This window comes from Xanthomonas sp. LMG 12461 (genome assembly GCF_009192935.1).
Lineage (GTDB): Bacteria > Pseudomonadota > Gammaproteobacteria > Xanthomonadales > Xanthomonadaceae > Xanthomonas_A > Xanthomonas_A sontii.
In genome coordinates this window covers 1-11,972 of sequence record NZ_NQYT01000079.1, presented here as the reverse complement: position 1 = coordinate 11,972, position 11,972 = coordinate 1, and the positions used below count along the sequence as shown (strand labels likewise).

General features: G+C 70.7%; 12 protein-coding genes. 9 read left to right on the top strand and 3 right to left on the bottom strand.

Annotated elements, in window-relative coordinates:
- The 9 genes from CEK68_RS21310 to CEK68_RS18555 form a co-directional block, all read left to right on the top strand.
- A partial coding sequence (locus CEK68_RS21310; protein WP_226977962.1) for a hypothetical protein occupies positions 1-392 on the top strand: 392 nt, incomplete at its 5' end.
- The gene (folC, locus tag CEK68_RS18590; RefSeq protein ID WP_193314249.1) at positions 380-1,648 is read left to right on the top strand and encodes a bifunctional tetrahydrofolate synthase/dihydrofolate synthase; all 1,269 of its coding nucleotides are present in this window, start codon (positions 380-382) and stop codon (positions 1,646-1,648) included. The genes CEK68_RS21310 and folC, both read left to right, overlap by 13 nt.
- Before the next feature lie 69 nt (positions 1,649-1,717).
- Positions 1,718-2,815, top strand: a complete 1,098-nt coding sequence (locus CEK68_RS18585) for an SPOR domain-containing protein (protein WP_152240273.1) — start codon at positions 1,718-1,720, stop codon at positions 2,813-2,815.
- A gap of 95 nt (positions 2,816-2,910) precedes the next feature.
- Positions 2,911-3,672 (top strand): CvpA family protein, encoded by a 762-nt coding sequence (locus CEK68_RS18580; protein WP_152240272.1) that lies wholly within the window; start codon positions 2,911-2,913, stop codon positions 3,670-3,672.
- Positions 3,673-3,700: 28 nt separating this feature from the next.
- Positions 3,701-5,167, top strand: coding sequence for an amidophosphoribosyltransferase (purF, locus tag CEK68_RS18575; RefSeq protein WP_152240271.1), 1,467 nt, complete (start codon positions 3,701-3,703; stop codon positions 5,165-5,167).
- 31 nt (positions 5,168-5,198) lie between these two features.
- On the top strand, positions 5,199-5,747 hold the full coding sequence (locus CEK68_RS18570) for a hypothetical protein (protein ID WP_152240270.1): 549 nt from the start codon (positions 5,199-5,201) through the stop codon (positions 5,745-5,747).
- The gene (locus CEK68_RS18565) at positions 5,744-6,550 is read left to right on the top strand and encodes a ferritin-like domain-containing protein (RefSeq protein WP_152240269.1); all 807 of its coding nucleotides are present in this window, start codon (positions 5,744-5,746) and stop codon (positions 6,548-6,550) included. The genes CEK68_RS18570 and CEK68_RS18565 overlap by 4 nt, the downstream gene beginning before the upstream one ends.
- A gap of 230 nt (positions 6,551-6,780) precedes the next feature.
- Complete coding sequence (locus CEK68_RS18560; protein WP_152236565.1) at positions 6,781-8,025, top strand: zinc-dependent metalloprotease; 1,245 nt, start codon at positions 6,781-6,783, stop codon at positions 8,023-8,025.
- 141 nt (positions 8,026-8,166) lie between these two features.
- Positions 8,167-8,664: a hypothetical protein gene (locus tag CEK68_RS18555; RefSeq protein ID WP_152240268.1), complete on the top strand. Its 498-nt coding sequence runs from the start codon at positions 8,167-8,169 to the stop codon at positions 8,662-8,664.
- Between the two features lie 317 nt (positions 8,665-8,981).
- On the opposite strand, the gene lpxH is transcribed toward CEK68_RS18555, so the two are convergent.
- The 3 genes from lpxH to CEK68_RS18540 form a co-directional block, all read right to left on the bottom strand.
- On the bottom strand, positions 8,982-9,719 hold the full coding sequence (lpxH, locus tag CEK68_RS18550; RefSeq protein WP_152240267.1) for a UDP-2,3-diacylglucosamine diphosphatase: 738 nt from the start codon (positions 9,717-9,719) through the stop codon (positions 8,982-8,984).
- A gap of 270 nt (positions 9,720-9,989) precedes the next feature.
- Positions 9,990-10,514 (bottom strand): phosphatase PAP2 family protein, encoded by a 525-nt coding sequence (locus tag CEK68_RS18545; RefSeq protein WP_152240266.1) that lies wholly within the window; start codon positions 10,512-10,514, stop codon positions 9,990-9,992.
- Complete coding sequence (locus tag CEK68_RS18540; protein ID WP_017907842.1) at positions 10,498-11,631, bottom strand: glycosyltransferase family 1 protein; 1,134 nt, start codon at positions 11,629-11,631, stop codon at positions 10,498-10,500. Before CEK68_RS18540 ends, CEK68_RS18545 begins: the two co-directional genes overlap by 17 nt.
- Positions 11,632-11,972: the final 341 nt, after the last annotated feature.

Sequence of the window (11,972 nt, the reverse complement as noted above, 5' to 3'; positions counted from 1 at the left end):
GCAGCTGCAAGTGCAAGTGCAAAGTGCTTTCGCGCTTGGCGCGCGAGTCACTTTTCTTTGCTTGTGCAAAGAAAAGTAACCAAAAGAAAGCACACCCGGGCGGCACGCCCTCCGCGCTGCGCGCTCCGGGTGCGCAAGCAGACCGGACATTTTTCGGCGGCACATCCATGTGCCGTCGAAAAACGGCGCGCATCCTGCGCGCCGCCCCTGCGGGGTTTTCGTCCGGTCTGCTTGCCGTGCCTCACGGGACCCTGAACAGCCAAAGCCAAAGCAACCGCCACAGCAACAGCAACAGCCAAAACCGGAACCAAAACCAAAGCAGCAGCAAAATGCGTCGCCGCTATGAGTGCGCGTGCTGTTGTCGCATCAGTCGAGTTCAATCGTCTCCATGAACACCCTCCCCGAATGGCTCGCCTACATCGAGCGCCAACACCCCCAGGACATCGCCATGGGCCTGGAACGGGTGCGCGCCGTGGCAGCACACATGCGCCTGACCAAGCCGGCCAAGCACGTCATCACCGTCGGCGGCACCAACGGTAAGGGCTCGACCGTGGCCTTCGTCGAGGCCATCGCGCGTGCCGCCGGCTGGCGCGTGGGCAGCTACACCTCGCCGCACCTGCTGCGCTACAACGAGCGTGTGCGCATCGACGGCGACGAGGCCAGCGATGCCGATCTGGTGACCGCCTTCGCGGCAGTGGAGGCCGCGCGCGGCGACACCGCGCTGACCTACTTCGAGTACGGCACGCTGGCGGCGTTGTGGCTGTTCCAGCGGGCCAAGCTGGAACTGGCGGTGCTGGAAGTCGGCCTCGGCGGCCGGCTGGATGCGGTGAACCTGGTCGATGCCGACGTGGCGGTGATCACCACCGTGGACATCGACCACACCGACTGGCTCGGCACCGACCGCGAGACGATCGGCGCGGAGAAGGCCGGCATCGCGCGGCCGTGGAAACCGCTGGTGCTCGGCGAGATCGATCCGCCCTCTAGTGTGCTGCGCCGCGCCTACGCCATCGGCGCCAATGCGCTGCGCGCCGGCAGCGACTTCTTCCACGAGCCGATCGACGCCGACCGCTGGCGCTGGCGCGACGTCGGCACCGAACTGCAGTTGCCGCTGCCGCAGTTGCGCGCGCCGGTGCAGCGCGCCAACGCCGCCACCGCCATCGCCGCCCTGCGCGCCCTGCGCCGGTCGCTGCCGCGCAACGCCTACGCCGAGGGCATCGGCGCCGCGCGCCTGCGCGGGCGCCTGCAGCCGTGCGTGCGCGACGGGGTGGAGGTGCTGGTCGACGTCGGCCATAACCCGCAGGCGGCCCGCGAACTGGCCGCCGCGCTGCAGGTGCAACCGGTCGCCGGCCGCACCTGCGCCGTGTTCGCGGCGCTGGCCGACAAGGACGCCGCCGGGGTGGTGGACGCACTGGCCGCGCAGGTCGATGCCTGGCACCTGGCCGGCCTGGCCGGCAACCGCGGCCAGAGCGCTGCGCAGTTGCGCGCGCGGTTGGCGGGGACCGCCGCCGCCGAGGCCGGCGGCGCCGAGAGCGTGGCGCAGGCGCTGCAATCGGCGTTGGCGCAGGCGCAGCCGGGCGACCGGGTGTTGGTGTTCGGTTCGTTCCATACCGCCGCCGAGGCCTTGCACTGGCTGCATTCAGCCGGCTGATCCCGCCTCCGCGCGGGCCCACCTTATAATCGGCACGGCACTCCGCCACGCCGCCCCCTCAGCCTTTCCGTGGATACCGTCCTGAAACAGCGATTGATTGGCGCCCTTGTCCTGGTAGCGCTCGCCGTGATCTTCCTGCCGATGCTGGTGAAGGGGCCTGCGCCCGACAGCGGCGTGGCCAATGTGCCGCTGAAGGCGCCCGACGCGCCGGCCGACGGCCAGTTCGAGACCCGCGAGCTACCGCTGGTGACCCCGGGCGACGCACCCAGTGGCGGGGCGGTGGGCATGGCCAAGGCGCCGGGCGCCGCCGCTGCGCCAGCCGCCGCGCCGGCGCCGGTCAAGGACAACCCCGATGCCGCCGACCTGGCCGATCCGGCCGCGGGCAGCGCCGCGCAACCGTTGCCGCCGAGCACGGCCGCCGGCAACTACGCGGTGAATTTCGGCGCCTACGCCACCGCCGCCGACGCCGATGCGGTGATCGCGCGGCTCAAGCAGGCGCAGCTGCCGGGCTTCCGCGAGCAGGCCACGATCGGCGGGCGCCAGGCCTGGCGGGTGCGGATCGGACCGTATGCCGATCGCGCCCAGGCCGAATCCGTGCGCCTGCAGGCGGTCAAGGTCCGCAACGACGTCAACGCCCAGGTGGTGACCCTGGACGCGGCGCCGAGCAACGCCACCCCGGCCAGCGCTACGCCGGCCGCCGCCAGCAACGTCGCCGCCGCCGCGCCCGCCGCCCCGGCCAGGACCGAGGCGCTGCCGCCGGAGCCGGCCAAGCCGGTCGCTACCACCAAGCCGGCGACGCCGCCGGCGCCCAAGCCGGAACCGGCCAAGCCGGCTGCGACCAAGCCCGAACCCACCAAGCCGGCGGCCACCCCGGCCACCACGGCGGCGGCCAAGCCGGCGCCGAGCGTACCGGCCGCGCCGGCGGCCTCCGGCACCGGCTTCGCCGTGCAGCTGGGCGCGTTCGGCAAGGCCGAGGACGCCAATGCCCTGCGCGACAAGGTGCGCGCGGCCGGCTTCAGCGCCTTCGTCGAGCAGGTGCGCACCGACAAGGGCGCGCTGAACCGGGTGCGGGTCGGCCCGGTCGCCAACCGCGCCGATGCCGAGCAGTTGCGCGCCCAGGTGGCAGCCAAGGTCGGCATCAGCGGTATGGTACGTCCACATCCTTGATCGGGCTTCGGCCCATGGAGTAGCACGATGGTCCAGGGAAGGCAGGCGCGACGCGCGATCGGCGCGATGCAGCGGCTCGGCCGCGGGAGGCGCGCATGATCGACATGGTGCTGTTGACGGTGATCCTGGTCTCGGCCCTGCTCGGGGCCCTGCGCGGGTTCGTCGGCATCGTGGTCGGCACGCTGTCCTGGTTCCTGGCCGGCTGGGCCACGTTCCAGTTCGGCGGCAATGCCGGGCAGTGGCTGGCCAACGGGTCCCGGCCGAGCATGAGCTACTACCTGGGCGGCTACGCGCTGACCTTCGTGACGATGATGGCGGTGGTCGGCATCACCGGCATGGTGATCCGCACCGCGGTGCGCTCGACCGCGCTGTCGGGCACCGACCGCGCGCTCGGCTTCGGCCTGGGTGCGGCGCGCGGCGGCTTCTTCGCCGCGGTGCTGGCGTTCCTGATGAGCTTCACCCCGCTGACCCGCGAGCCGGACTGGCAGCATTCCATGGTGTTGCCGGTGCTCAAGCCGGGCGTGGGCTGGATGCGCGCGCAGATACCGGACTGGCACATGCCGCAGATGCCGCAGATGAACCTGTCGCAGATGCCGCAACTGAACGTGTCGCAGATGAATTTGGGCAACTTGCCCGCGGCAGGCGATAATGCCGCGCTGGGCAACGCCCTGCAGGCCAGTGGGCTGCAGGAGATGATGTCCAAGGCCCTGGGACGTCCCGGGGTGCGGTCCGCGCAGCCCGGGGGCGATCCGTCGCAACTGATGCCCGCGAACATCGATCCGGCGCAGGCGCGTCCGGCGCAATTCGACCCGGCACGGGTCGAACCCAACGGCCAGGCACGGCCACCTTCCCAATAGCGGCATTCCCGCCGCGGAGAGCGTTGACATGTGTGGCATCGTCGGAATCGTCGGCAACCAGAACGTGGCCGGGCAACTCTATGACGGCCTGGCCGTGCTGCAGCACCGCGGCCAGGACGCGGCGGGCATCGCCACTGCCGACGGCACCCGCCTGCGCGTGCAGAAGGCCAACGGGCTGGTCCGCGACGTCTTCGACGAGAAGCGCATGGCGGTGCTGGAAGGCCGCGTCGGCATCGCCCATTGCCGCTATCCGACCGCCGGCTCGGAAGGCATGGACGAGGCGCAGCCGTTCTACGTGAATTCGCCGTACGGCATCGCGCTGGCCCACAACGGCAACCTGGTCAATACCGAAGCCCTGCGCCAGCAGGTGTTCGAGGCCGACCGCCGCAACATCAACACCGATTCGGACAGCGAAGTGCTGCTGAACGTGTTCGCCTACGAGCTCGACGCGCAGCGCATGCTGACCCCGGAGGCGGCGATCCGCGCCGTGGCCGGCGTGCACCGCCGCTGCAAGGGCGGCTACGCGGTGGTCAGCGTGGTGCTGGGACTGGGCCTGGTCGCGTTCCGCGACCCGCACGGCATCCGTCCGCTGGTGCTGGGCAAGCGCGAGAGCGTGGAGGGCGACGAGTACATCGTCGCCTCCGAGTCCTCGGCGCTGGACATCCTCGGCTTCACCCGCGTGCGCGACGTGCGCCCCGGCGAAGCGCTGGTGATCACCGGCCGCGGCGAGCTGTTCTCCGAGGTCTGCGCCTCGCCCACCGACCACACCCCGTGCATCTTCGAGTACGTGTACTTCGCGCGGCCGGACTCGATGATCGACAACGTCTCGGTGCACAAGGCGCGCATGCGCATGGGCATGAAGCTGGGCGAGAAGATCCTGCGCCTGCGCCCGGACCACGACATCGACACCATCATTCCGATCCCGGACACCTCGCGCGACGCCGCGCTGGAGATCTCCAACGTGCTCGGGGTGAAGTACCGCGAGGGCTTCGTCAAGAACCGCTACATCGGCCGCACCTTCATCATGCCGGGACAGGGCGAGCGGGTGAAGTCGGTGCGCCGCAAGCTCAATCCGATCCACCTGGAATTCCGCAACCGCGTGGTGCTGCTGGTCGACGATTCGATCGTGCGCGGCACCACCAGCCGGCAGATCGTGCAGATGGCGCGCGACGCCGGCGCGCGCAAGGTGTATTTGGCCAGCGCCGCGCCGCCGGTGCGCTATCCCAACATCTACGGCATCGACATGCCGGCCGCCGACGAACTGGTCGCGCACGGCCGCAGCGAGCAGGAGATCCAGGAATTCCTCGGCTGCGACTGGCTGATCTACCAGGACCTGGAAGACCTGGAGACCGCGGTGCGCGAGGGCAACCCGGAACTGAAGGCGTTCGACTCCTCGTGCTTCAACGGCCAGTACACCACCGGCATCGAATCCGGCTATTTCGAGCGGATCATGCAGCTGCGCTCGGACGAGGCCAAGCGCAAGCGCCGTGCCTGAGTCCCGCCGCCGCCGCGCCCGGGCGCGGCGCATGCTCGCGCTGGCGGGTCTGGCGGCGCTGTGCGGCGGCTGCACTGCTGACGACGCCACGCGGCCGGTGCAGGCGCTGGACGATCCGCGCCTGCGCGACGGCAGCGTGCCGAGTGCGCAGTTGACCATGCTGCAGCTGTACATGGCCCCGGACCAGTTGGCGGTGCTGCAGCCGGGCTACCGCGCACCGCTGGCGATCGCCGGCGCGCAGCGCATCGGCGAGGACCTGCTGCTCCTGCGCCTGCGCGCGCAGCGCTCCTCCGACGACGTGCGCGCCGATGCGCCGCAGTGGGGGTATGCCGTCGATTGCCGCGACGGCACCTCGCGCCTGCTTGCCGCCGGTATCGGCGTCGACGCCGGCTGGCCGTCGAGCGCACCGCTGGCGAGCATCCCCGAACCGCCCGCGGCCGACCGCCGCAGCGCCTTCGCCCTGGCCTGCGCACATCGCGTGGACTGCGTGTTCAAGGTGCCCGGCAACCGCTGCGAGCAGGCCCAGCGCACCTGGCTGGAACGGCGCCAGGCAGCAGCGCATCCGCAGGCGGCGCCGTGAACGGCGACCTGTACCGGGCCGCGCGCGCCTGCCTGGACGCCGCCGACCCCGACGAGAAGGTGGCGCTGACCCAGCGCCATGCCGCGGCCTGGCGTGATGGCGCGCTCGCGGTGCCGGCCGCGGCGCCGGCGCCCGAGCCGATCCGCATGCCGGGGCGACCACCGCGACCGCTGCTGGTGCATCCGCGCGAGCTGCCGCGGCGCGGCCTCGGCAGTGCCGAGGGCCGTGCGGCGTTCATCCACGCCATCGCCCACATCGAGCTCAACGCCATCGACCTGGCCTGGGACGCGGTCTACCGCTTCCGCGGCCTGCCGCCGGCGTTCTACGCCGACTGGGTGGCGGTGGCGGACGACGAATCGCGCCATTTCGTGCTGCTGCGCGACCGCCTGCGCGCGCTGGGCCATGCCTACGGCGATTTCGCCGCGCACAACGGCCTGTGGGAGATGTGCGAGAAGACCGCCCACGACGGCCTGGCGCGGATGGCGCTGGTGCCACGCGTGCTGGAGGCGCGCGGCCTGGACGTGACCCCGGGCATGATCGCCAAGCTGCGCGCGCTCGGCGACGACGCCACCGCCGACATCCTGGACATCATCCTGCGCGAGGAAGTGGCGCACGTGGCCGCCGGCTCGCGCTGGTACCGCTGGTACTGCGCGCAGGCCGGGATCGAACCGCGCGCCCGCTTCGCGGCGCTGCTGCGCGAGTACGCCGGCGGCTACCTGCACGGCCCGTTCAACCTGCAGGCGCGCCTGCTGGCCGGGTTCGACGAGGACGAATTGCTGGCGCTGCAGCAGCAGGCCGGCTGAGGCGGCGTCCTCCCGCGGCATGGCGCCCGGGTCGCGTCAACGCGCAGGCGGCGGCATGAACGCCCTTGCGTGCGTTCTGTGACGCCTATCTCCGAGCGGAGACCCCGCTGCATTTGTTGCTTGCGCTGAACGGTGGCTGAGCGGCTAATCGAACTCCCCCGCGCGGCCTCCCCCGTCTCCGGTCGCGCGCGGGGCGACGTTCGTCCCTACTCACCACCCAGGAGTCCGACATGAAGTCGATGTGCAGCCTTACCGCGATGCTTGCCCTGTGTGTCGCCGGTTCCGCCTCCGCAGCCGGAACGCCCCTGTTCCAGAGCAGCCAGTACGTCTCCAAGTCCATCGCCGGCGAGCCGGCGCTGAGCCGCCTGCTGGCCAATCCCGCCACCGGCGCGGTGCAGCGGGTCGGCGTGAACGCCGCCGCGGTCACCGCCGGACAGAAGCAACTCGAGCTGGACCTGCTGGGCCAGCGCATCACCGCCACGCAGTTGAAGACCGAGCAATTGGAAGGCGGCAACAGCATCTGGTACGGCAATCTCGGCAATGCCGCGGTGGCGCGGACCCGTGCGCTGTCCGGCCTGGATCCGCTGAACTCGGCGATCCTGGTGCGCAGCGGCGACACCATCACCGGCAGCATCCGCAGCAACGGCACGCTGTTCCACCTGCGTCCGATCGCCGGTGGCGGCCATGTGCTGGTGGAGGTCGACGAACGCCGCATGCCGGCCGAGCATCCGGCCGACTACGCGCTGCTGCCGACGGTGCAGATGCCGCAGTCGGTGATCGACGAACGCGTGACCGCCGCCGGTGCCTCGTCGGGTTCGCCCGCGACCATCCGTGTGCTGGTGGTGGCGACCAACAAGGCGGTGACCAGCTACGGCGGCAACATGCAGTCGCTGGTGCAGCTGGCGGTGGCTGAGTCCAACCAGGGCTACACCAACAGCAACGTCGGCATCACCATGCAGCTGGCCGGCTACGAGACCACCAACTACACCGAGTCCGGCGACTTCAACACCGACCTGACCCGCTTCCGCGGCACCAGCGACGGCTACATGGACAGCATCCATACCTCGCGCAACAGCACCGCGGCCGACGTCGGCGTGCTGATCATCGACAACTCCGCCTATTGCGGTCTCGCCTCGGGCATCGGTTCCACCGCCGCCACCGCGTTCGCGGCGGTGTACTGGGATTGCGCCACCGGCTACTACAGCTTCGCCCACGAGATCGGCCATCTGCAGAGCGCGCGCCACGACGTGGCCACCGACTCCAGCACCTCGCCGTACGCCTATGGCCACGGCTATCGCTACGGCAACAGCTGGCGCACGATCATGGCCTACAACTGCACCAGCAGCTGCCCGCGGCTGAACTATTGGTCCAACCCGAACGTGTCCTACAACGGCGTGCCGATGGGCAACGCCAGCACCGCCGACAACCAGCGCGTGCTGGTCAACACCAAGGCGACGGTGGCCGGGTTCCGCTGAGCCGGCCCGCACGTGGCGCAGGCCGCCTGCCTGCGCCACGTGCGGCGAAGACGGCCGGAGCGGGCGCGGCGGCGTCCGCTTCGGCTATGCTGGGAAGCGGCGCCGGCGCGGCCGGTGCCGACCGACTTCCTGGGATCGACGATGTTCAAGCGCATGCGACTGCCGGCCGCGCTGCTGCTGGCGATGCTGAGCGCGGGCTGCGGCCCCGCTCCCGACCGGCAGACCGAGACCCCGTCGCCGACCGCCAAGACCGACGCGCCGCGGGCGACCCCGCCGGCCGCACCGGCCGACACCTTCGACGGGAACCGCGCGATGGACGTGTTGCAGGCGCGCCTGTCGGCCGATCATGCCTATCCCGATCTGCAGTGCCTGGGCTACGCCGTCGAGGACGGCGAGGGCGCCGCCTCCCCGGCAGCGTCTGCAGCGGCCGCACCCGAGGCCGCCGCGCCGGCGGCGATCGAGATCGCCGTACGCGAGAAGCACGGCGACGGCTGCCCGGGCGACCCGCAGACCGAGCCGGTCCGCGACCGCTTCCGTGTCGAGCGCTCCGGTGCGATCCAGTGGTACGACGTGGTCGACGGCGATTTCGTCGAATACGCGCAATGGCGGCAGCAGCAAGCCGGTGGCGGCTTGCCCTGACAGGCGGATTTTCGCACCGCGCCGCGCGCGTGGTCGCGGCGCTGCGCGGCCAGGAAACGCGGGTGGAAGACGGTGGCCTGGATGTGAGCGGTGTCGACGTCGCGGCCCGGATTGTCAGGCCTGATTGCGGACTGCCATCAGGTGGGCGGAGACGACCCGGTGCACTGGGATGCCGTCATCGGCGGCCCTGCGGAATCCGGGGCCGAAGCGCTATTCGGCGCCGTCCTGCAGCCGCGCCGCGGTCGCAGGGAAATGCGTTGCCGCGAAGTGCCGGGTGCGCATCGGCGGGCTGCCCGCGGCCGCGCCGGACGCTGGCGCTAGAGCTGTTGCAGTTGGCAGCCCTGCGCGTCCACGCGCAGCACCGAACCCTGTTCGTACCAGTCGCCGAGTACGATGCGGGTGCAGGCGCGGCCCTCCACGTACAGCGCATGCACCGCCGGCCGGTGGGTGTGCCCATGGATCATCCGCGCCACGCCGTAGCGGGCGAAGGTGGCGGCGACTTCGGCCGGGGCCACGTCGGTGACGGTTTCGAACTGCGCGCGGTCGTCCTGTTTCAACTCGGCCTGGCGCGCCTGGCTGGCGGCGCGCGCCTGCTGCGCGTAGGCGATGCGCGCGGCCAGCGGCTGCGCCAGGAACTGCTGCTGGAAGACCGGGTCGCGGGTCTGCGCGCGGAACGCCTGGTAGGCGGTGTCGTCGGTGCACAGCAGGTCGCCGTGCAGCAGCAGGGTCGGCTCGCCGTACAGATCGATGACGCAGGGATCGGGCAGCAGGCGCAGGCCGGCACGCCGCGCGTAGTCGGCGCCGAGCAGGAAGTCGCGGTTGCCGTGCATGAAGAACACCGGCACCCCGGCCTCGTGCAGCGCGTGCAGCTCCACCGCCACCGCATCGGCCGCCTCGGACGGCGTGTCGTCGCCGATCCAGGCCTCGAACAGGTCGCCGAGGATGTACAACGACTCGGCCTGCCGCGCCTGCCCGCGCAGGAAGTCGAGAAACAGCGCGGTGATCGCCGGCCGTGCCGGGTCCAGATGCAGGTCGGAGATGAACAGCGTGGTCATTTGGCCATTGTAAGGCCGGGAGTGGGGAATCGGGATTGGGGAATGGTGAGTGTTCGCGAGCGCAGGCGTTGCTACGCTTTCGAAGGGCCGGGATTGGGATTCGGGAACGGGAATTAGGGATTCGGAGGGTGCGCTAACGCAGGCGTTGTTGCGCTCTCGTAGGAGCGGTTTCAGTCGCGACCTTGTCCGGAGCCAGGAGTGAGGAGAGGGCATGGAGCCGGACGGCGCCGGCTGTTTCCATTCCCTATTCCCGGTTCCCCATTCCCAGCCTCATACCAACCACAACGACACGCCCGCCAACAACGTGCCGATGCCGGTGGCGGCGAGCACGTCGCTGGGGTAGTGCAGGCCCAGCACCACCCGCGACAGCGCCACGCAGGCGATGAAGGGCACCAGCAGGGGCGCCAGCCAGGGATAGTAGGCCAGGGCGACGATGCCGAAGGACACCGCGTGCAGGGTGTGGCCGGAGGGGAAGCTGAACTCGTCCAGCGGCGCCACCCAGGCGCGGATGCGCAGGTCGGCGGCGTATGGACGCGGGCGGCGGGTCCAGCGCTTCAGACCCTTGTACAGGCTCAGCGCGACCACGCCGGTGGCGGCCATGTGCGCGGAGGCGAACACGCCGTCCATGCCGTCGCACAGCACCAGCAGGGTCATCAGCGCGTACCAGAACACGCCGTCGCCGAGGCGGCTGATCACCGCGAAGAAGCGTCGCACCGAGCGCCGCCGGCACCAGTGGTTGGCGCGCCGGCACCAGCGGGTCTCGTGCCCGCGCAGGATCTCAAGCCGCGTCGACATGCGTCCTCCGGGTGTCCGCCAGTTGGTTGAGCAGGGCATCGAAATCGGCCACCACGCGCTCCGGGCGCAGTTGCTGCATCGACGCGCAGGCCGCCTCGCCGAGACGCTGGCGCAGCGCGTCGTCGCTGCCCAGGCGCAGCGCGGCGGCGATGAAGGCCTCGTCGTCGGCCACCGCCGCACCATTGATGCCGTCGCGCAGGTATTCGCGTGCCGCGCCGTAGTCGAAGGCGACGGTGGCCACGCCGCTGGCCATCGCTTCCAGGGTCACGTTGCCGAAGGTCTCGCTGCGGCTGGGGAACAGGAACAGGTCGCCGCTGGCGAAATGCCGCGCCAGCGCGTCGCCGCGCTGGATGCCGCAGAAAATGAAGTCGGGATTCTCCTGCGCCAGGCGCTCGCGCAGCGGGCCGTCGCCGACCCAGACGAAGCGCGCCCGCGGACGCTGCTGCTGCAACTGGCGGAACGCGCGCACCGCCAGCGGCAGGTTCTTCTCCGAGGCGATGCGGCCCACGTAGAGCACCGCGCAGTCGTCGTCCTGCAGGCCCCACTGCGCGCGCAACTGCGGATCGCGGCGCTGCGGCTCGAACTGCTTGCTGTCCACCGCGCGCGCCAGCAGGCGCACCCGCTCGAAACCCTGGGTGGCGAGGAAGTCGCGCAGTTCGCGGGTCGGGACCAGGGTCGCCTGGGCTTGGTTGTGGAAGCGCCGCATCCAGCGCAGCGCGGTCGACTGCAGCCAGGCCGCGCCGTACTGCGGCAGGTATTCGTCGAAGCGGGTGTGGAAGCCGGTGGCGATCGGAATGCCCAGGCGCCGCGCGCTGCGCAGCGCCGACCAGCCCAGCGGGCCCTCGGTGGCGATGTACACCGCATCCGGCGGCGCCGCCTGCCACAGCTTGGTCAGGCGCCGCGGCGCGGGCAGGCCGAATTTCAATCCGGGGTAGCGCGGCAGCGCCGCACCGCGCACCAGCCGCAGATCCGCCGGGTCGGCGTCGCCGGCCTGGCGCGGACGCACCACGTCGACGGTATGGCCGCGCGCGCGCAGCCCCAGTTCCAGCCCCTGCACGGTCAGCGCGACGCCGTTGACCTCAGGGGGATACGTCTCGGTGACGATCGCGTAGCGCATGCGGGGGCTCCGGTTTGACAAAGCCTCGCGCAATGCAGTGAAGCGAACATGTCCAGCGCATGTAGGAACGATGACGCTAAAAGCCGGGATTGGGGATTCGGGATTGGGGATTCGGGGTCTTTCGCAAGTGCGTCGCCGTGCCGCCTTTCTGTGGGAGGGGCTTCAGCCCCGACGCGGTATCGGTAAGGCGTCGGGGCTGAAGCCCCTCCCACAAAAAAGCCGCGGTGTCGCGGCTTCACGAGGGGCGGCTTTTGTTTCCAAAACCTGCACTTTTTTCATCAAATCGCTTGACCATCATTTGACCGCGGACAGCATGCTGCCGTCCCGAATCCCGAATCCCG